This is a genomic window from Polynucleobacter nymphae (assembly GCF_018882155.1).
Lineage (GTDB): Bacteria > Pseudomonadota > Gammaproteobacteria > Burkholderiales > Burkholderiaceae > Polynucleobacter > Polynucleobacter nymphae.
On sequence record NZ_JACVPA010000001.1, the window covers coordinates 1,361,862 to 1,381,663 of the forward strand.

At 45.1% G+C, this 19,802-nt stretch carries 23 protein-coding genes; 12 read left to right on the plus strand and 11 right to left on the minus strand.

Annotated elements, in window-relative coordinates:
* Position 1 precedes the first annotated feature (1 nt).
* A complete protein-coding gene (locus tag ICN29_RS07085) occupies positions 2 to 298 on the minus strand; it encodes a hypothetical protein (RefSeq protein ID WP_216131065.1) in 297 nt (98 codons plus the stop codon).
* Positions 299 to 385: 87 nt separating this feature from the next.
* Here ICN29_RS07085 and acuI point away from each other — a divergent pair, with 87 nt between their 5' ends.
* Positions 386 to 1,369: an acrylyl-CoA reductase (NADPH) gene (gene acuI, locus ICN29_RS07090; protein WP_216131068.1), complete on the plus strand. Its 984-nt coding sequence runs from the start codon at positions 386 to 388 to the stop codon at positions 1,367 to 1,369.
* Between the two features lie 15 nt (positions 1,370 to 1,384).
* On the opposite strand, the gene ICN29_RS07095 is transcribed toward acuI, so the two are convergent.
* Positions 1,385 to 1,561: a DUF1289 domain-containing protein gene (locus ICN29_RS07095; RefSeq protein ID WP_216131071.1), complete on the minus strand. Its 177-nt coding sequence runs from the start codon at positions 1,559 to 1,561 to the stop codon at positions 1,385 to 1,387.
* Positions 1,562 to 1,606: 45 nt separating this feature from the next.
* Between ICN29_RS07095 and ICN29_RS07100 the strand changes: the two genes are divergently transcribed.
* Complete coding sequence (locus ICN29_RS07100; protein ID WP_216131074.1) at positions 1,607 to 2,698, plus strand: MBL fold metallo-hydrolase; 1,092 nt, start codon at positions 1,607 to 1,609, stop codon at positions 2,696 to 2,698.
* Here the strand turns inward: ICN29_RS07100 and ICN29_RS07105 are convergent.
* Complete coding sequence (locus ICN29_RS07105; protein WP_216131077.1) at positions 2,604 to 3,059, minus strand: PhaM family polyhydroxyalkanoate granule multifunctional regulatory protein; 456 nt, start codon at positions 3,057 to 3,059, stop codon at positions 2,604 to 2,606. The genes ICN29_RS07100 and ICN29_RS07105 overlap by 95 nt on opposite strands.
* Before the next feature lie 74 nt (positions 3,060 to 3,133).
* Here ICN29_RS07105 and ICN29_RS07110 point away from each other — a divergent pair, with 74 nt between their 5' ends.
* Together ICN29_RS07110 and metH are read left to right on the plus strand one after the other, a co-directional pair.
* A complete protein-coding gene (locus ICN29_RS07110; protein ID WP_439651259.1) occupies positions 3,134 to 4,198 on the plus strand; it encodes a homocysteine S-methyltransferase family protein in 1,065 nt (354 codons plus the stop codon).
* Positions 4,195 to 6,945, plus strand: a complete 2,751-nt coding sequence (metH, locus tag ICN29_RS07115) for a methionine synthase (RefSeq protein ID WP_216131082.1) — start codon at positions 4,195 to 4,197, stop codon at positions 6,943 to 6,945. Before ICN29_RS07110 ends, metH begins: the two co-directional genes overlap by 4 nt.
* On the opposite strand, the gene ICN29_RS07120 is transcribed toward metH, so the two are convergent.
* A complete protein-coding gene (locus ICN29_RS07120) occupies positions 6,942 to 7,259 on the minus strand; it encodes a DUF1840 domain-containing protein (RefSeq protein ID WP_216131085.1) in 318 nt (105 codons plus the stop codon). The two genes, metH and ICN29_RS07120, sit on opposite strands and share 4 nt — an antisense overlap.
* 35 nt (positions 7,260 to 7,294) lie before the next feature.
* On the opposite strand from ICN29_RS07120, the gene argS reads away from it, so the two are divergent.
* From argS to ICN29_RS07135, 3 genes are read left to right on the plus strand one after another with little or no spacing between them, the layout of a single operon-like run.
* A complete protein-coding gene (gene argS / locus ICN29_RS07125) occupies positions 7,295 to 9,022 on the plus strand; it encodes an arginine--tRNA ligase (protein WP_216131088.1) in 1,728 nt (575 codons plus the stop codon).
* A 38-nt stretch (positions 9,023 to 9,060) separates the two neighbouring features.
* A complete protein-coding gene (locus ICN29_RS07130; protein WP_216131091.1) occupies positions 9,061 to 9,660 on the plus strand; it encodes an SPOR domain-containing protein in 600 nt (199 codons plus the stop codon).
* On the plus strand, positions 9,657 to 10,304 hold the full coding sequence (locus ICN29_RS07135; protein WP_216131094.1) for a thiol:disulfide interchange protein DsbA/DsbL: 648 nt from the start codon (positions 9,657 to 9,659) through the stop codon (positions 10,302 to 10,304). Before ICN29_RS07130 ends, ICN29_RS07135 begins: the two co-directional genes overlap by 4 nt.
* 5 nt (positions 10,305 to 10,309) lie before the next feature.
* Here the strand turns inward: ICN29_RS07135 and ICN29_RS07140 are convergent, their stop codons facing one another.
* The 5 genes from ICN29_RS07140 to ICN29_RS07160 are packed head-to-tail and all read right to left on the minus strand — an operon-like array spanning position 10,310 to position 15,124.
* A complete protein-coding gene (locus tag ICN29_RS07140; protein WP_216131097.1) occupies positions 10,310 to 11,086 on the minus strand; it encodes an SDR family NAD(P)-dependent oxidoreductase in 777 nt (258 codons plus the stop codon).
* Positions 11,083 to 12,375 carry an SAM-dependent methyltransferase gene (locus ICN29_RS07145; protein WP_216131100.1) on the minus strand — a complete coding sequence of 431 codons (1,293 nt, stop codon included), beginning with the start codon at positions 12,373 to 12,375 and terminating at the stop codon, positions 11,083 to 11,085. Before ICN29_RS07145 ends, ICN29_RS07140 begins: the two co-directional genes overlap by 4 nt.
* Entirely contained in the window at positions 12,372 to 13,157 is a 786-nt protein-coding gene (locus ICN29_RS07150; protein WP_216131103.1) for a DUF1365 domain-containing protein, read from the minus strand. The genes ICN29_RS07145 and ICN29_RS07150 overlap by 4 nt, the downstream gene beginning before the upstream one ends.
* Positions 13,158 to 14,546 carry an NAD(P)/FAD-dependent oxidoreductase gene (locus ICN29_RS07155; protein ID WP_216131106.1) on the minus strand — a complete coding sequence of 463 codons (1,389 nt, stop codon included), beginning with the start codon at positions 14,544 to 14,546 and terminating at the stop codon, positions 13,158 to 13,160.
* Entirely contained in the window at positions 14,543 to 15,124 is a 582-nt protein-coding gene (locus ICN29_RS07160; RefSeq protein ID WP_255538094.1) for a glutathione peroxidase, read from the minus strand. The genes ICN29_RS07155 and ICN29_RS07160 overlap by 4 nt, the downstream gene beginning before the upstream one ends.
* Before the next feature lie 93 nt (positions 15,125 to 15,217).
* On the opposite strand from ICN29_RS07160, the gene rfaE2 reads away from it, so the two are divergent.
* A complete protein-coding gene (gene rfaE2, locus ICN29_RS07165) occupies positions 15,218 to 15,706 on the plus strand; it encodes a D-glycero-beta-D-manno-heptose 1-phosphate adenylyltransferase (RefSeq protein WP_216131107.1) in 489 nt (162 codons plus the stop codon).
* On the opposite strand, the gene ICN29_RS07170 is transcribed toward rfaE2, so the two are convergent.
* Together ICN29_RS07170 and ICN29_RS07175 are read right to left on the minus strand one after the other, a co-directional pair.
* Complete coding sequence (locus ICN29_RS07170; RefSeq protein WP_216131110.1) at positions 15,703 to 16,524, minus strand: type III pantothenate kinase; 822 nt, start codon at positions 16,522 to 16,524, stop codon at positions 15,703 to 15,705. The genes rfaE2 and ICN29_RS07170 overlap by 4 nt on opposite strands.
* Positions 16,521 to 17,321, minus strand: a complete 801-nt coding sequence (locus ICN29_RS07175; protein ID WP_216131113.1) for a biotin--[acetyl-CoA-carboxylase] ligase — start codon at positions 17,319 to 17,321, stop codon at positions 16,521 to 16,523. The genes ICN29_RS07170 and ICN29_RS07175 overlap by 4 nt, the downstream gene beginning before the upstream one ends.
* A gap of 37 nt (positions 17,322 to 17,358) precedes the next feature.
* Between ICN29_RS07175 and ICN29_RS07180 the strand changes: the two genes are divergently transcribed.
* The 4 genes from ICN29_RS07180 to ICN29_RS07195 are packed head-to-tail and all read left to right on the plus strand — an operon-like array spanning position 17,359 to position 19,799.
* Positions 17,359 to 18,453 (plus strand): VanZ family protein, encoded by a 1,095-nt coding sequence (locus ICN29_RS07180; protein WP_216131116.1) that lies wholly within the window; start codon positions 17,359 to 17,361, stop codon positions 18,451 to 18,453.
* A gap of 16 nt (positions 18,454 to 18,469) precedes the next feature.
* Positions 18,470 to 18,778, plus strand: a complete 309-nt coding sequence (locus ICN29_RS07185) for a (2Fe-2S) ferredoxin domain-containing protein (RefSeq protein WP_216131118.1) — start codon at positions 18,470 to 18,472, stop codon at positions 18,776 to 18,778.
* 19 nt (positions 18,779 to 18,797) lie between these two features.
* Positions 18,798 to 19,514: an alpha/beta hydrolase gene (locus ICN29_RS07190; protein ID WP_216131120.1), complete on the plus strand. Its 717-nt coding sequence runs from the start codon at positions 18,798 to 18,800 to the stop codon at positions 19,512 to 19,514.
* A gap of 18 nt (positions 19,515 to 19,532) precedes the next feature.
* Positions 19,533 to 19,799, plus strand: a complete 267-nt coding sequence (locus tag ICN29_RS07195) for a YbeD family protein (RefSeq protein ID WP_088525457.1) — start codon at positions 19,533 to 19,535, stop codon at positions 19,797 to 19,799.
* The last annotated feature ends 3 nt before the right edge of the window (positions 19,800 to 19,802 follow it).

Here is a 19,802-nt window from a genome sequence, read left to right on the forward strand (position 1 = left end):
CTTACTTTGCTTCTGCTTTTACCGCAGGACCAAGAGTTGTTCCTGGAATAGGAATCAATATTTCATTTTCTTCAGCTTTCACGCATTTAAAGCGATACTCATTGCCTGCCTTGGATAGGAAGCTGGCGCCTTCATAAAAGTCACTTTTACAGGTGCTCGTTGCAAAGTCCATTACATCCTGTGGATCTGCGGTAGAAGTGATTAGCCGCATATTGCCCATAGACATGCTGATTCGAGTGGAATAGCACCCAGTGAGCATCAAACCAGAAATCACGGTTAATAGTAGAATTTTTTTCATGGAAGCCTCCATAATTAGCAATGCTCGTTAGGATAAACCTATTAGGGTTTTGTTGCGGGAAAACGGTCAGTTATAAAAGGAAGAGATATGTTTAGAGCAATTTTGGTAAATAAGGATGATCAAGGCTATCGTGCCGAGTTGGGCCAGGCAGATGAGGCTAGCCTTCCGGCAGGGGAGGTTCGGGTCAAGGTGCTCTACTCCACCCTCAATTACAAAGATGGCCTAGCCATTACAGGCAAAGGGCCTGTAGTTAGAAGTTTTCCAATGATTCCCGGGATTGATTTTGCAGGTGAAGTAATTGAAAGTACTAGTCCAGATTTCAAGACGGGCGATATGGTGCTCTTGAATGGCTGGGGTGTGGGTGAAGGACATTGGGGTGGTTTGGCAGAGCAAGCCAGAGTAAAGGCAGATTGGTTAATTCCCCTTCCCAAGGGATTTACAGCAAAGCAAGCATTGGCAATAGGTACGGCTGGTTACACAGCGATGCTCTGTGTGATGGCTTTGCAAAAGCACGGGCTTAAGCCAAGCGATGGTGAGGTATTGGTGACCGGTGCTGCGGGCGGTGTGGGAAGTTTTGCTATTACCTTGTTAAGCAAGCTGGGCTTTACGGTTGTTGCGAGTACGGGTCGAGTAACTGAAACCGATTATTTGAAGAAACTGGGTGCGGCAGAAGTAATTGATCGCGTTACTTTATCTTTGCCAGGTAAGCCTTTGGCAAAAGAGCGCTGGGCTGCGGTAGTGGATAGCGTTGGTAGTCATACTTTAGCTAATGCGTGTGCCCAAACTAAGAGTGACGGTGCGGTAGCTGCTTGTGGGCTTGCGCAGGGAATGGACTTCCCCTCTAGCGTGGCACCATTTATTTTGCGTGGCGTCACTTTGTATGGAATCAATAGCGTAACTGTACCGCGTGCAAAACGGATCGCTGCTTATGAGCAATTAAGTAAATTACTTGACCTTAAAACCCTAGATGAGATCTCTCACGAAATTACCTTAGAAGAATCTTTGAAGTATGCACAAGAGTTGATGGCGGGAAATGTGCGTGGTCGCTTAATTGTTGATGTGAATAAGTAAGAGAGAAATAAGAGATTATTCTGCAGCTTGTGGTTTGCGTATTTTTAGTTTTGACCAAACCTCAAGCTTCGCAGAATTAGAAAGATCAGACCAATCCGTAATTTCATTAAGAGTGCGATAGCATCCCCGACAGTAACCATTCTCGGGATTGATATCGCACCAATTGGTACAAGGTGATGGAATAGTTGTCAAAATAAACCTAATGCAATAGCCATTAAAAGAAAATAAATTTAAATTATGAGCACACAAAATCAGGCAAAAACTGAAGGCGCTATTCATTATCCATTAGGGGAGGCACTTCCTGATCTTGGCAGCACTATTGAGATCGCGCCAGGTGTTCGTTGGCTAAGAATGAAGCTACCATTTGCTTTGGACCACATTAATCTCTGGCTTTTGCGCGATGAAATTGATGGTATTTCTGGATGGACGATTGTGGATTGTGGCATTGCGAATGATGAGACCAAGGCAGCATGGGAGAAGATTTTTGCTACCCAGCTAGAAGGCTTGCCTGTTCTCAGAGTTCTGGTAACGCATATGCATCCAGATCACGTTGGCTTATCTCAATGGTTGTGTGAGAGATGGAATGCGCCTATGTGGATTTCGATGACAGATTATTTAACTGCCCAATGGTTAAGCTGCAAAGAAGGCGGCGCTGCAATTGGGGCGCGCGCTGGCGGCGGTGGATCTGCAGACCATTTTCAGAGACATGGCTTAACCACACCAGAAGATTTAGAAAAAATTCGGGCACGCTCTAATTACTACAGCAATATGGTTCCGGGCGTTCCGCGACAATATCGCCGCATTATGGATGGTGAAAATATTTTGATTGGTGGTAAACGGTGGCAGGTCATCATGGGATATGGCCACGCACCTGAACATGCATCACTATTTTGTAAAGACTTGGGGATCTTAATTTCTGGGGACATGCTGTTACCTCGCATCTCCACGAATGTCAGTGTGTTCGATACCGATCCAGATGCGGACCCATTAGGCCTTTATTTAGGTTCGCTGGACTACTACTTACCTTTACCTGATGAGACTTTAGTATTGCCTTCACATGGCAAACCATTTACGGGTATGAAGCCACGTATTGCGCAATTAAAAGCCCATCATGACGATCGTTTAGCTGACACGCTTGGCGCATGTAAAAAACCGGCACATGCTAGAGAGATAGTGCCGGTTTTATTTAAGCGTGAATTAGATATTCATCAACTTACTTTTGCTATGGGTGAGGCTATTGCCCATCTGAATTACCTACTTCGTCGAGGTAAGTTGCATCGCCAGCTTTGCGAGGACGGCGTGTTGCGGTTTTCCGTGGCTTCGCTTTGACGCTACCTGATTTAGTGCTTGACTCTTCTTTTGGCGCAGTTCCTGCCGTACTTGCTGCAGATACCGCATCGCCAAATGATTTCAGGGCCATCATCGTAGCGTGCTGCACTTCTAAGCCTTGAATGGTCGATTTGAGGATGTTGAGGTTCAGATTTAGCCAGCTCTCAACACTTTTGAGGTCCTTGATACGCTTTTCTAGCTCATCAACATCTAGGCCTGGGAATGCTGATCCAAAGCCACCAGCAGCCTTAGAGGCATCCGTAGTGAAGGGAAATTGGCCCGCTTGACCTGCAGCACCTTGGCCCCACATGGTTTTAAACATTTCAAGGCTTTGATTAAATTCTGGAATTGTTCCAAACATACCTGCTCCGGGTTAAATTAAAAGTGGCTTTTCCAATAGAATAAGGGATTCTAGAGATTTATCCCGGTTAATCAATGCAATCTAATGGTATGTCCCAGCCTTACACCCGTGGTCAGGCGCTTCCCGAGCTGCTGAAGCAGCGCATCCTGATTTTAGATGGCGCAATGGGCACAATGATTCAGCAGCATAAATTGACTGAGGCTGATTACCGTGGCTTGCCTGGCAATAGTCGCTTTGCCGATCATCCCGGAGATATCAAGGGCAATAACGAGCTCTTGGTCTTGACCCAGCCACAAATTATTAGCAAGATACATGAGCAGTATTTAGATGCGGGCGCCGACATTATTGAAACAAACACTTTTGGCGCAACTTCAGTTGCTCAAGAAGACTACAAAATGGCTGGGCTTGCGCGTGAGATGAATGAAGTTTCTGCAAAGCTTGCTCGCGCAGCTTGTGAAAAATATAGTACACCTGACAAGCCCCGTTTTGCAGCTGGAGCAATTGGCCCCACACCAAAGACAGCCAGTATTTCTCCGGATGTAAATGATCCGGGTGCGCGTAATGTCTCCTTTGATACTCTGCGCGCTTCTTATCGCGAGCAGATTGAAGGTTTGTTTGCGGGCGGTGTAGATTTGTTTTTGGTTGAAACTATTTTTGATACGCTCAATGCCAAAGCTGCGCTATTTGCGCTAGATGAATTCTTTGAAGAGACTGGTGAGCGTTTGCCAGTAATGATCTCAGGAACAGTAACAGATGCATCCGGGCGAATTTTATCTGGACAAACCGTTGAGGCATTTTGGAATAGCTTGCGCCATATCAAGCCGCTGACATTTGGTTTGAACTGCGCCTTGGGCGCCGCTTTGATGCGTCCTTATATTGCAGAGCTTGCACGTATTTGTGATGCCGCAGTTTCTTGCTATCCAAATGCTGGCCTTCCTAATCCGATGAGCGACACTGGTTTTGATGAGACCCCAGAAATTACTTCTAGCTTAGTAGATGGTTTTGCTAAAGATGGCTTAGTGAACTTAGTTGGCGGTTGCTGTGGCACTACGCCTGATCATATTCGCGCCATTGCTAACGCAGTTGCAAAGCGCAAGCCACGTGCTTTTTACAAAGAAAGTGCTGAGGCGTCAGCATGAGTAAGCTAGATAAACAAATCATTCCAGCAATGAAGCTCTCTGGGCTAGAGCCGTTTAATGTCACTGCAGTAATTGGTTTCGTGAATATTGGTGAGCGCACTAATGTCACTGGATCCAAAGCCTTTTCCCGCATGATTCTGAATAATCAATTTGATGAGGCGCTTGTAGTTGCTCGTCAGCAGGTTGAGAATGGCGCGCAAATCATCGATATCAATATGGATGAGGCGATGTTAGATTCTGAGGCAGCGATGACGCGCTTCTTAAATCTAATCGCTTCTGAGCCTGATATTGCTCGAGTTCCAATCATGATCGACTCCTCTAAATGGAGTGTGATTGAGGCAGGCTTGAAATGTATTCAAGGTAAACCAATCGTTAATTCCATCTCCTTAAAAGAGGGCGAAGAGCCCTTTAAAAAGCAGGCGCGATTGATTCGTCGTTATGGTGCTGCTTCTGTAGTGATGGCTTTTGATGAAGTTGGTCAAGCAGACACATTCAAACGAAAAACAGAAATCTGTCAACGTTGTTATGAAATCTTAGTGAATGAAATTGGCTTTCCTGCAGAAGATATTATTTTTGACCCGAATATTTTTGCAATTGCTACGGGTATTGAAGAGCACGATAACTACGCGGTCGACTTTATCAATGCTACCCGTTGGATAAAAGAAAATCTCCCTGGCGCTAAAGTGAGCGGCGGCGTCTCTAATGTGAGCTTCTCCTTCCGCGGCAATGATCGTGTTCGTGAAGCGATTCATACGGTATTTTTGTATCACGCGATTCAGGCTGGCATGGATATGGGCATTGTGAATGCCGGTCAGTTAGGTGTCTATGCAGATTTAGACCCAGAGCTACGCGAGCGGGTTGAAGATGTGGTTCTGAACCGTTTTAAAGAGAAAGATGGCAAAACACCCACAGAGCGCTTGCTAGATATTGCCGATCAATTTAAAGGTGGTGGCGCTAAGCAGGTTGAGAATTTAGTATGGCGTGAGGACCCCGTACGCGAACGTTTAACTCATGCACTAGTGCATGGAATTACCACTTTCATTGAAGAAGATACAGAAGAGTTGCGCGCTGAAATTATGGGTGGGGGCGGCAGACCAATCGAAGTGATTGAAGGTCCGCTGATGGATGGCATGAATGTCGTCGGTGATTTGTTTGGCGAGGGCAAGATGTTCTTGCCGCAAGTGGTAAAAAGTGCTCGCGTAATGAAGCAAGCGGTTGCTATTCTAATTCCTTACATCGAGGAAGAAAAGCGCCTACATATTGCTGGTGGCGGTGAAGCCAAAGCTAAAGGCAAAATTGTGATGGCTACTGTCAAAGGTGATGTGCACGATATTGGAAAAAATATTGTGACTGTCGTTTTGCAATGCAATAACTTTGAAGTCGCCAATATGGGTGTGATGGTTCCTTGTGCCGAGATTCTAAAACGTGCCAAAGAAGAGAATGCGGATATTGTTGGACTCTCTGGTTTGATAACACCATCGCTTGAAGAAATGACTTATGTTGCTCAAGAGATGCAGCGTGATGATTATTTCCGTGAGCGTCAAATTCCATTAATGATTGGTGGTGCTACAACCTCACGTGTGCATACAGCCGTTAAGATTGCTCCGCATTATGATGGCCCAGTAGTTTACGTACCAGACGCTTCTCGCTCAGTATCGGTTGCCTCCAGTTTGCTTTCTGATGAGAGCGCCAAGAAGTTTATTCAAGATTTGCGTGACGATTATGTGCGTATTCGTGAGCAGCATGCTAATAAGAAAGCAGCACCCACAATTTCATTAGAGGCGGCCCGAAAAAATCGCGAGCTGATTGATTGGTCTTCTTATGTTCCAGAAAAGCCAAAATTTATTGGGCGCCGTATTTTTAAAAACTTTGCAATGAGCGACATTGCAAAATATATTGACTGGACACCCTTCTTTCAGACCTGGGATCTGGCTGGTAAGTATCCGGCCATTTTGGATGATGAGGTTGTGGGCATTGAGGCACGCAAGGTATATGAAGACGCTAAGGTATTACTTGATAAATTAATCAAGGGTCAGTGGCTGCAGGCTGATGCAGTAGTTGCCTTTTATCCTGCCAACACGATTGGTGACGATATTGTTTTATATAGTGATGAAGCGCGTGAGCATCCACTGTTTGTGTGGCATAGCCTGCGTCAACAGGCTGAGCGACCAGTGGTTGATGGCGTTCGCCGACCAAATCGTTGCTTAGCAGATTATGTTGCTCCAAAAGATTCTGGTGTAGCTGACTATCTTGGCTGTTTTGCGGTAACAACTGGCCATGGCGTAGAGAAGAAAGTTGCAGAGTTCCAAGCAAAACATGATGACTACAGCGCGATTATGTTGAAGGCTTTGGCTGATCGCTTAGCAGAAGCATTTGCTGAACTCATGCACCACCGTGTTCGAACTGATTTGTGGGGCTATGCCACAGACGAGATTTTGACAAATGATCAAATGATCAATGAAGAGTATCGCGGTATTCGTCCTGCGCCTGGATATCCTGCTTGTCCAGCTCACGAAGTCAAAAAAGATTTACTGAGAGTGATCGGCTCTGAAGATATTGGCATGACCTTGACTGAGTCGATGGCGATGAACCCAGCTTCAAGCGTGAGCGGTTTTTATCTTGCTCATCCAGATGCTCGTTATTTCAACGTTGGAAAAGTTTCAATTGACCAGCTTGAGGACTTGGCTAAACGCCGTGGCGAACCCATTGAAGACGTGCGCCGCCAATTAGCAAGCCTAATAGACTAAACACCCCACATGATGGGCTCATGTTTGCCATTGGCCTGCTTCATGAGTTCTAGAAAAGGATAGGCTCGTTGTCCAAGGCGATCAGCCAGCTTAACCTTTTCGCCACCATCTTTACCGCCCCCTTGAACTTTGGAGCGCTCTTCTAGATCTTTGAGGATGGCAGTTTCTAGAGTAGTAATGAGAGTAGGAAGATGCTCAACTGTCAAAATTCCGCGGGGCTCTAATGGGCGACCTAAAATACCAAAGATCCGCATCGTTAGATCAGCCAGCATAATGACATCTGGACCGGCTTTTGAGCGAAATTGATAGATCATTTTGATAGCTTACCACCTGATAAACTCACTCTTCTATGTTGTCGACCAATAAAAATCGTTTAATTGAGATGCTTGGCAGTGCCCTTGGAAGCCTTGCTCAAGAGCGTGGCTTAGAGAAGCCTTCTGCGCCCCGTTTGGAGCGTCCTAAGGCTGTTGATCATGGTGATGTCGCCTGTAATATTGCACTTCAGTTATCCAAGGCTTGGAAGCTCAATCCTAGAGAGTTGGCTCAGGCCTTAGTTGAGCGTCTGCAAAAAGAGTCGGGTTATGACAAGCTCATCGCCTCTTGTGAAATAGCGGGCCCTGGGTTCATTAACTTCCGCCTAAGTAATGCTGCTAAAACAGCGGTAGTCAATGAGGTTCTCACTGAAGGCTCTCATTTTGGCGAGCTTGCGAAAGAGCAGGCTCCGGTTGCAAGCGCCATGATTGAGTTTGTTTCAGCAAATCCTACCGGCCCCTTGCATGTAGGTCACGGTAGGCAAGCGGCGCTTGGTGATGCCCTGGCAAATTTATTAGCCACCCAAGGAATCAAAGTACATCGTGAGTTTTATTACAACGATGCTGGTGTGCAAATTGCCAATTTGGCTTTATCTGTTCAAGCCCGTTTACATGGCTTAAAGCCTGGCGAAGCAGCTTGGCCAGAGCAGGCTTATAACGGTGAATACATTGCTGAGATTGCGGCTGCTTTTAAGGCCTCTCCAGAATATCAAGATGATCTTGAGGCTATTCGGCAATTTGCAGTTGCTTATTTACGTCATGAGCAAGACATCGATTTAAAAACCTTTGGCGTTCAATTCGATTGCTACTATTTAGAATCCTCTTTGTATACCGATGGCAGTGTTGCAAAAATTGTGAGTGATTTGCAAAGCATTAATAAGACTTATGAATCTGAAGGTGCATTGTGGTTAAAAACGACAGATGATGGCGATGATAAAGATCGCGTGATGCGCAAGTCTGATGGGACCTTTACCTACTTCGTGCCTGATGTGGCGTATCACACTAGCAAGTGGAGTCGTGGTTTCCATAAAGTGATTAATGTTCAAGGTAGTGACCACCATGGCACGATAGCCCGTGTCCGCTCTGGCTTGCAGGGTGTAGCACAAAAGCGTGGCTGGGATATTCCGAAGACTTATCCAGATTATGTTTTGCATAAGATGGTGACCGTCATGCGCAATGGTGAAGAGGTCAAAATTTCTAAGCGCGCTGGTTCATACGTCACCGTACGTGATTTGGTTGAGTGGTCTGGCGGTGTGACTCCTGAGATGAGCCCAGCAGAAAGAGAATTGGCACTACAACGTGGTCGAGATGCAGTGCGCTTTTTCTTGATCTCACGCAAAGCAGATACTGAATTCGTTTTCGATATCGATTTAGCTCTACAGCAAAATGATGAAAACCCAGTGTTCTATGTTCAGTATGCGCATGCGCGCATTAACTCAATCTTGCAGCAATGGGGTGGACAAATTTCTGACTTACCCTCTGCCGACTTGTCTTTATTACAGAGTAAAGCTTCAGATCATTTATTGCGCCGTTTAGCTGAGTATCCCGAGGTACTGACAGATGCTGCGGCCGAGTTGGCTCCCCATGCTCTCGCTTTCTATTTGCGAGATCTTGCAGGGGATTTTCATACCTTCTATAACGCAGACCGCGTGCTGGTGGATGATCAAAACCTTAAGGTAGCTCGCTTAGCGCTACTATTGGCTACGCGCCAAGTGCTGCAAAATGGTTTAAAAGTATTAGGGGTATCTGCGCCCGCTAAGATGTAGTAGCAGGGTATGCAGTGAAAAGGTAAGATGAGGCAATCATGAAAAAACCGAATCAACAAACTGGTTTCATAAAGATCGAAGATAAAAACGCCCAATACGGCGGTACTATCTTAGGTTTTGTTTTGGGCTTAGGAGTAGGTTTAGGCATTGCATTTGTAATTGCCTTTTACCTTTCTAAAAACACGCCTCAAGAAAGACCTGGGGTTCGTGCACCCAATTTACCCTTAACAATCAAACCCTTTAGCACGCCTACTGAAGGTGAGACTACAGCCCCTGTTGAGCAATTAGATTTGAATAAACCCCTACAAGGCAAGTCGCCTGCCGCTGCCCCATCTGATCCGATTACGGATTTGGTAAACAGCAAGAAGTCAGTTGAAACCACGCCCGCTCCAAAATCGGATGCAATTTATTTCTTGCAAGTAGGCGCATTTGTAAAACGTGCTGATGCTGATGCACAAAAAGCAAATTTAGCCATTCAAGGAATTCAGACGCAATTAAGTGAAGTTACCGCCGATGGAAATACCCTATGGCGTGTCCGTGTTGGGCCCTATAACAGCCCTGAAGAAAGCAATCCTGTGCGCGATAAGTTGAACGGCATAGGCATTAAACCAACCTTAATTAAGTCTAGCAAATCATGATCTCATTTAGCAAAAGAGTATTTACATTACTGACATTGTTTTGTCTTAGCGCAACTGTGGCTGCACAAGGTCAAAAGATTGAAGAAGGGTTTGATTACCGCATCCTGCCGATTGCGCAGCCCCTTGAGTCAAAGGGCAAAGTAGAGGTTATTGAGTTCTTTTGGTATGGCTGTCCTCATTGCTATGACTTTGAACCAGAGCTTAGTAGCTGGGTAAAGCGTCAGCCCAAGGATGTCGTTTTCAGTAGAGTGCCAGTTGCATTTCGTGAGGACCTTATGCCACATAGCCAATTATTCTATGCACTTGAGGCAATGGGGAAGGGCGATGCTCTGAATGAAAAAGTCATGTATGCCATACATAAAGAGAACAAGCGTTTATTGACTGAGCCAGAGATTGTGGATTGGGTTGCATCTCAAGGTGTGGATCGCAATACTTTCTTAGCTACTTATCGCTCTTTTGCTGTAGTTTCTAAGGCGCGAGCATCAAAACAATTGGCAGAGGCCTATCGTATTGATGGCGTACCAACGATTGTGATGCAAGGCAGGTACGTGACTTCCCCTTCAATTGCCGGGACTAAGGCAAAGGCAATAGCGGTAATGGACTATCTTGAAGAAAAAATCCGTAAAGATAAATACAAGCAGTAATTGCTTTAGATTTTGACGAAGCGGCGCACTATCCAAAAGTAAACTGGATAAGGGAGGATTCTCAGAAATTTTAGGAACCTCGAAAATCTCTTGGGGAAGTGGATGTCAAACTCACCATTCTCAATGCCGCTTAAAATTTCAGTAGCAGCTTCTTGCGCACTTATTAAGGCAGGCATTTCAAAATCATTTTGAGCCGTTGCCTCGGTAGCCACAAAGCCTGGAGAAATCATATGAACGCTAATCCCCTGAGGGAGTAGATCATAGTAAAGGGTCTCGCAGAAATTGATGATCGCTGCCTTACTGGGCCCATATGCCAAAGCCTTGGGAAGGCCGCTGTAGCCTGCAACACTACCGACTATAGCAATGTGACCTGCATGCGCTTTGAGCATCTCAGGTAGCACTAGCGCAACAGCCCTCATTGGACCTAGTAAGTTTGCATCAATGATTTGTTCTGCAACATCAATATCAAAGTTGTCTGCGCGCAGCGGCGAATAAACACCAGATGAAAAGAGTAATAAATCAATTCCACCCCAGCTGCTTAGAATTGACTGGTAACTATTTTTGAGTTGAGAGTCATCGGTTACATCTAGTGGCAATACCAATGTTTGCCCTGGATTTCCAAGTGCTGCTAGTGGGTTTAGGCGTTCAACTCTTCGGCTAGAAAGAGCTACTTTAGCCCCGGCTTTAATTAATGCTTGAGCACAAGCCTCACCAATTCCACTGGAGGCGCCGATTAGCCAGACACGTTTTCCTGAGAAGCTTTCAATTCCTCTTTGCTTCATATCCTAAGAGCATTTGATGATGAATTGGTAGGATGATGGCTCAGCGTGAATTGCACAACATCAATATTGCGCTCTGCAAATCCAGCAGCACAATACATGAGATAGAAATTCCAGAGCCGGATAAAGGTTTCATCAAAACCTAGGCGTTGAACTTCATCAAGCTTCTGATTGAAATTGTCTCGCCACAGGCAAAGTGTTTTGGCGTAGTCAGCGCCAAAAGCAAATTCACCTTCAATTTGAAGCCCAGCCTTGGCAGCGCTTTCTTTAAAGCTAGTTCGCGAAGGTAGCATGCCCCCGGGGAAGACGTACTGCTGAATAAAATCAGTATTGTGACGGTAACGGTCAAAGAGCTCTTCGGCAATCACAATGGTTTGAATACATGCTTTGCCGCCAGCCTTAAGACATTTGGCAATCGTTTGAAAATACTCTGGCCAATGCTTTTCGCCAACTGCTTCAAACATTTCTACAGAGGCAATGCCCTCAAATTGTTCTTGGCAATCGCGATAGTCCTGAAGTCGAACTTCAAAAGGCTTCACTTGCTCGATTTGAGACTGAATCTTTTGCAGTCTATCTTCAGCGAATACTTTTTGCTCTGTGGAAAGAGTTAGTCCAGTAATTGCAATATTGTTACGCAGAGCTTCTTCCATAACGCCACCCCAACCACAACCGATTTCTAAAACATGGTCCCCAGGCTTAGTATCGAGTGACTGCAGTATGCGTGCGATTTTGGCACGTTGCGCATCAGCGAGAGATTGTTTCTCACCCTCCGAAAACCAAGCGCTAGAGTAACTCATGGTGGGGTCTAGCCATAAAGTATAAAAAGCATTCCCTAAGTCATAGTGCGCATGAATATTCTTGCGACTGCCGTTTTTGCTGTTATCACGCAACCAATGCCTGATACGGTAAAGAATAGAGCCATACCAGCTGCCATAAATTACTTTTTCTAGAATTGTGCGATTTCGAATTGCAAGCTCTAAAATAGTTTTGAGGTCTGGGGTGTTCCATTCTCCGCGGATATAGCTTTCAGCAAAGCCAATATCTCCATGAGACAGTACCTGTTTAAATACAGACCAATCTAAGATCTGAATCTCAGCATGCAATGCATCTGATTTATTGCCAAACTCTCGGATATTGCCGTCAGGCAGAGTCATCTTAAGGTGGCCGCTACTCAGTTGAGATAGGAGGCTTAATAGGGTTTCTGTTCCAAGGCGAGATTTACGTGCTTGAGCGCGGCTTTGTGGCCTTGCAAAATTCAGGCGTGAGAGTAAGGATTGTCCAGGACGATTCATTTGCTAACTTCAAATTCAGGTGGATTAGGTTTTGAGTGAAAGGGTACACCTTTTATCCATAATTTCAATGCTTGCCAATGAATTCGGAAGATTACCCCAAGACTCATTAGTGGGTAGCGCAAAAATGCTAGCCAAAGCATGGATTGACTTAAGGGGTGGCTAGTGCCGCTAATGCTGGTATTAATCAGCGGCCGCCCATCTTCGTGTAGCTCAATCCGATAAACAGAGTTCTTACCGCTATTACTATCTTGCGGGAATAGGAAACGAAAATGGTAGTCGCCACGTACTTCACAAAATGGCGAAACATAGAATACTTTTTGACTACGAAGAGTTTCGCCAGAGCGTAATACCTCGCCAGAATTTTTATGCAATAGATAGCAGTGACGCTCTCCAAAGGTATTGTTCACTTCAGCCAATACTGCTTGAACTTGGCCGTTTGCGCGTGTACATACCCAAAAACTGACCGGATTAAATACATAAGCCAAGACCCTGGGAAATGTGTGTAACCAAATTTCTCCATCAATATTTTGAATCTGATTTTCTTGCAGAATGTTTTCAATCCACTGCAGACTATCTGCTTGCCCTAAGCCGTGGTCTTTATCAAAGAATGAAAATAGTCCTAGGCGATTGTCATTTAACCCATATTGGCTTAGGAGATCAGGCTTTTGCTTTCGAGCCCGCATAGGAATCGACAATGTGAAAACGCCATAGCCAAAGGCATTTTTAGCAGGTCTGAGTCGCCGATGTTTTACAACTCCAAAGTTAATCTTTGGCTGATTCATTTATTGTGCGTCTTGCTTGGGATGGGTATTTTGTGGCGAATGGATGCCTTCTATTAAGGCTTCTGCGACCAATTCACCAGAGCGTAAACCATCTTCATGAAAGCCAAATCCAGTCCAGGCACCGCAATACCAGATTGATGCTACACCTTGAATGAGTGGTAATTCTTTCTGAGCTTGGATAGCGCTCATATCAAATACGGGGTGCGAATAATGAATTTCTTGATGTACTAGCTTTGGGTCCGGCTCTGAAGCAGGGTTTAGGCTGACAATAATTTGCGTGTCTTTTAATTGAGTGGGTAGCGGTTGCAGGCGATTAATGAGGTAGTTCACGCTCACATGCTGTTTTGATGAGGGCTTCATGCCAGATTTAGCAGTGTAATTCCAGGCAGCCCAGCAACGTTTAGCCTCTGGCAGAAAACGGACGTCTGTATGGAGGATGGCACGATTTTTTTGGTAAGGTATTGCTGCCAAAATATTTCTAGCCTGTTGATGAATGCCATGAAGTAGATCAAGGCTTTGGTCACTGTGGCACGCCATCACAATCTCATCAAAAAAAACAGACCCAGACTGAGTGACTACTTCAACTTGAGACGCGTTATCTTGCTTTGCATTTACCCGCACAACGCCTTCGCGCACAATCTTCACTTTAGACTCTTCTAGAGCTGCAATAATCCGCTTAACGTACTCTCGAGAACCGCCTTGAATAGTTAGCCACTGTGGACGGTTCTGAATTTGTAGCAAACCATGGTTATGGCAAAAGCGCACCATCGTTTGAATCGGAAACTCAAGCATCTGCCCAACAGAGCATGACCAGATGGCGCCAATCATTGGTAGAAAATAATTCTCTCTGAAGCTTTGACTAAATCGGTTGCGATCTAAAAAATTGGCAATGGTTTCATCAGGCTCTTTGTAAAGATGACCCGCTTCAATTTGCTGATGAGCTAGCCGGGAAGCTAGGCGGTTAAAGCGCAAGATGTCATAAGCCATCCTCCAGAAGGAGGGAGATAAAAGATTCGATCTTTGCCCAAAAAAAGAGTTCAGGTCGTTGCCTGCCCATTCAATATTTTGATGGGCATGTTTTTTATCGGATGTATCAATTGATACAGAAAAGGACATTTCAGAAGGCGCTACTGGCGCTTGAATTTCTTCAAAGAGACGTAGTAGGCGCGGATAGGTTTTGCGGTTGAAGACCAAGAACCCAGTGTCAACACCATGACTGATTTCCTGGCCATCAATCTTGCATTTGAAGTCGACTGTGTTGCTATGCCCCCCGATATGATTGCCACCCTCATATAAGGTCAGATCAAATTCAGGATGTTGCCTTAGAGCATAAGCGCACCCAAGGCCAGAGATACCAGCACCAACAATGGCAATTCTTTTTTTAATCACTGAGATTTTTCTCCTAAGAGTTTTTCAATCTCTGCAGTGATGGTGCTGCTTGTCGGTTTGGTCATGCTGCCATACGAATCAACGACATTCCCATTTCGGTCGATTAAATATTTATAGAAATTCCATTTTGGAGTTGTGCCGGTTTTAGCAATCAACATTTTGAAGAGAGGGTTCGCATTACTTCCCGTAACTGAGCTTTTTGCAAACATCGGAAATTTTACGTCGTACGTATTTTTACAAAAGTCAGCAATCTCTTTATTGCTCCCCGGCTCTTGTTGGCCAAAGTCGTTAGACGGAAAGCCTAAAACGACAAGGCCCCGATCTTTGTATTTGGCATAGACCTTTTCTAGACCTTCATATTGGCTTGTAAACCCACAAAAGCTAGCAGTATTTACAGCCAAAATTACTTTACCCTGGTACTGGCAAAGATTTTGAGGCGCCTCATCCTGTAGGCGAAGAAAGGTCTGGGATAGAAGAGGGCTGCAGTTAGGTGCAGCATTTGCAAGTTGGGCGCCCGATAAAAAGGCAAGTAGGGTAAAAACCCAGGTAGAAACTAGGCGGATTGTCTCGGGGGGCATGTAGCAACTTTTTTTATCGGGTTATTAGTCCTCAAGTCTAAGACATTCTGGGTAATATCGCTCGAAGTTAGCCAAAGCCATTAATATTGAGCCATGACTTCTTTGCCCCCACCTTCTTTTGAGTCCAAGGTTTGTCCTTTAGACCAGCTGACTGCTCGCATTGCAAAGCTTCCAAGACCTCTGGTCTTTACCAATGGGGTGTTTGACATTCTTCATCGTGGACATGCTAGCTATCTGGCTCAGGCCCGCGCCTTAGGAGCAAGCTTAGTAGTTGGCGTGAATTCAGATGCTTCAGTCAAGATGCTGGGCAAAGGTGAGGATAGGCCAATTAATTCTGAGGCAGATCGTCAGGCTTTATTAGCAGCTCTTGAAAGTGTGGACATGGCTGTACTATTTGCTGAGCAAACACCAGTGAGCTTGATTGAGAAAATCCGTCCTGATATTTACGTTAAGGGCGGTGATTATGAAATTGATACTCTTGAGGAAACGCGTTTGGTAAAGACTTGGGGTGGGAAAGCGATCGCTATTCCATTTCTATACGAGCGTTCTACCACTAGCTTGCTAGGTAAGATCCGCTCTTAAAGATTATGTAGTAACCAAGCCCAAATACCCCGTAGCACCAAGCCATCAATCACTTCAGTTGCCTCTACAGCTAAAGTAGATTGCGTTTGAGATTGACTCATCTCAGCTGCCAAGATCTTGGCATTGCCACCATCGATCCAAACTCTTGCAACCGGATGATTCATTTCTTTTGCCAATTGAATAGCATATTGAATAGCGCCGATTTGCGCAGCATCGCAACCACCAATGATTGCGTTATTTGTTGATAAGCCAAAACTATAGCTAGTCTCGTTACGCACTGCTAGTGGTAATTGAGCAGTATTGCCTTCTAGGCTTTTTTGCATCAACTCAAGTCCAGGTAATATCCATCCGCCATAGTGAACACCATTAGCGCCAAGTAAATCAATGGTTGTGGCTGTGCCAGCATTAATGATGAGTGTGTTGGCCTTAGATAGGGAGCGTGCCCCGATAACCGCAGCCCAGCGGTCCGCACCAAGTTTGCTTGGGTCTTGGTAGAGAGTGCGTACACCATTGTATTGGCTATTACCCCTGAGCTGTTTCCAGGAAACATCATTCCATTGTGGAAATAGTGATTGGAGGTTTTCAATTGCATCTTTACCAGCAACACAAGTAAACCCAATGGCATCTGGTTTGGGTAAGGTTTTAGCAATGTAATCTGCTAGCTCGGCCCTATGTTCAGACGAGGCTAGAGATTTACTGCTGATGGATCCAGAATAAGCCCACATTTTTTTTTGTCGATCTGATGGCTGTTGTGTTGATTCAACGGCAGCCCATTTAAGACGCGTATTGCCAACATCAAATAGTAAGTAAAGACTCATGTTTGTACTCTTAAGGAAACATCGCCTGCATGTATGGCAATCATTCGATTATCTTGTTGTAATAGTAATGCGCCGGCTTGATCTATGCCCTGAGCAATCCCATAGATAGGCTCCTTACCTGCGCCAGATATGCATACCGCCTGGCCTAGATAGGCATCCCATTTTTTCCATTGCTCTTGGCACATCCCAAAACCATGCTGATCAAATTCACTCAGATGATGTTCTAGAGAGGCAATGAGTTTTAACCAAAGGTATTCGACATCAGGTAGGTAAGATTGTGATGGAAGAAGTTGATCAAGGGCACTAACCTTTAAACCAGATTTGTTTCCTAAACTATTTTCAATTTCCTGAGCATTGTGTAAGTTCATACCAATACCAATAATCATCCACGTGAGATCACTTGCTTTTGCTTGACCACCTTCTATTAAGATGCCACCAAGTTTCGCGTTGTTCATTAGTAAATCATTTGGCCATTTCAATCGGAGGCCAGCTTGATAAAGAGCGGCTTCAGTCAAATCACATGCTTGTGCAATTCCAGAAATCACTGCTAATCCAACTAAAAGACTCAGACCGGTGAGTTCAGTTGGCTTTCTCTTAAATGGAAAGGCCAAGGAAAAGCAGATCGAATCTTCTGGTTTGGCTACCCAAGTGCGCCCGGCCCTACCTTTTCCGGCAGTTTGTTTGTGAGCAATGCGAGCTATCGGATCGATCAGCTCTCCAGCCCGCCAGCGCTCCAAAAGATCGTCATTGGTAGATTTAGTTTGCGCAACGCGTTCAAGGATGCAATTAGCAGTCATTTCGCCATTGTAGAAAGGTCTGACCTAGAATTGTGGGATGGATCAAAAAGACCAGCGCCCCTATAAGCTTGTATGGCCTCTACAGGCCATGCCGTTGGCTAGGGCAATGAGCCTAAGTTATGCGCTATTGATTGTCTATGTGAGCCTTAATCCTTTTGATTTTGATTTCCGCAACGGCATTGACGCTTGGGCTTGGGTACAGGCGCCGCTACCCCGTTTTATCACTCTATTCGATGTTTCCATCAATATCTTGGCATACATCCCTTTTGGATTTCTGCTGGTTTTTGCTGCCTATCCCCGTTGGCGTAACTTTGTGGCATTAAGTATTGCCTTAGTCCTTAGTGCTCTACTGGCATTGAGTGTGGAAACCCTGCAGTCCTGGGTTCCAACCCGCATCCCTAGCCAGATGGATTGGTGGGCAAATATATTGGGGGGTTTATTGGGCGGCTTATTGGCTATTCCCCTTGGACCGCAATGGTTGTCAGGTAGTGTAATTCGTCGTCGTTTTGATCAATGGTTTGGTCTTAACTGGGCTGCATGTGCGCTCTTCTTATTATTTCCCTGGTCACAAATTTATCCCCAAAGTTCATGGCTAGGTACGGGGGTTTGGGGTCATGCTATTTTTGGTTCGATTGATTGGGGAACTTTGGTCATTAATCAGATAGCGCAAGAAACTCTGATTACAGCGCTCTGTTGGCTTGGCGTTGCTTTATTGCTTTCGTCAGGCCTACGCACTAATGCTCCCCAGTGGCGCATTCTAAATGGCTTACTTTGTTTAACCGTGGTGATGAAAACTTTTTTTACTGCTCTTCAGTTTGGCGGAGAATTTAGCCTCATATGGCTAACAGCTGGTGCTCTGTGGGGAATGGTATTAGCAAGCGGTTTATTAAGTTGGGCTTTACGCCTAAATCAAAAAAGAAGACTTTGCATGGCGTTATTTTGTTTGTTCACTGCCACTATTGCTATTAATGTATTGCCCGATAATCCATATTTCATCATGAACCTGCGGCATTGGCATCAAGGGCGCTTATTGCACTTTAATGAGCTAATGCAATGGGTATCAGTGGTATGGTTACCCATTGCCTTAGTTTGGATGATCCGTAACGCGGCAGCACTGAAACTAAAACACTGACGAATATAATTTTCTTATGAGCTTTTCACACCACCTGTTTTTTTGTTTGAACCAACGCAGTAATGGCGAAGATTGCTGCGATCGCCATAATGCATTTGCATTGTTTGAGTATGCAAAAAGTAGAGTCAAAGAACTTGGACTCTCCGGGCCTGGAAAGATCCGCGTGAATAAAGCGGGATGCTTGGATCGCTGTGCTGATGGCCCTGTGATGGTGGTCTATCCAGAAGGTATTTGGTATACCTTAATCGATCAGGATGATGTTGAAGAAATTATCCAATCTCATTTAATTGCTGGGCGCCCAGTAAAGCGCCTAGAGTTGTCATAGTTCAGTTGAAAGTTTTCCCATGAATAGCCGTACAAAAGTAATCCATATTGAAGGTATTGTTGGTGCGATGGAAATGTCCATCGATTTACCAGATGAATTAAAAAGTGATCCCTCCTTTAGTATTCGTGGTTTGGCATTAGTTGCTCACCCTCATCCACTGATGGGCGGCACGATGGATAACAAAGTGGCACAGACCATGGCGCGCGCTTTCAATCAATTAGGTTATGTCAGCGTGCGTCCTAATTTTCGGGGTGTAGGTGGTACTGCTGGTGTGCATGATGAAGGTGTGGGTGAGTTAGAAGATTTATTACACGTCACTGATTGGATGTGCACCCCTTCAAGTTGGACACAATTTGAGGCTACTACCAACCAAACTTGGGTTGCAAGTTCAAATACTTTGCCGCTGGTAGTTTCCGGATTTTCATTCGGTAGCTTTGTTGGTAGTCACTTGGTCCAAAGACTTGCTGATCTAGGCCGTCCTGCTGAACGTTTGGTGATGGTGGGCAGTGCAGCTGGTAAATGGACATTAGCCCCCGTGCCTGCAGATACTATTCTGATCCATGGTGAGCTAGATGAAACCATTCCCTTGACTAATGTTTTTGATTGGGCTCGTCCGCAAGAGCTCACTGTGCAAGTAGTTCCTGGCGCAGATCACTTCTTTCACCGCAGATTGCATTGCATTCGCAACATCATTACAGGCGCCTGGCTAGGCATGCCAGACCATCGTAAACAATAAGAGAAATTGAAGAAAACTATGGCCGAAGAAAAATCACTCATTGAATACCCTTCCCAATTTCCAATTAAGGTGATGGGCAAGGCCAACCCAGAATATCTACCAGCGATCATTCATATTGCTAAACAATTTGACCCCACCTTTGATGAGACTAAAGTTGAGCAGCGACCCTCTAAGGATGGTAATTACTTGGGCATCACTTTGCCTATTACAGCTACCAGTCGTGAACAGTTAGATGAGCTATATAGAACTTTGTCGACGCATCCGCTAGTTAGCATTGTTTTGTAATTC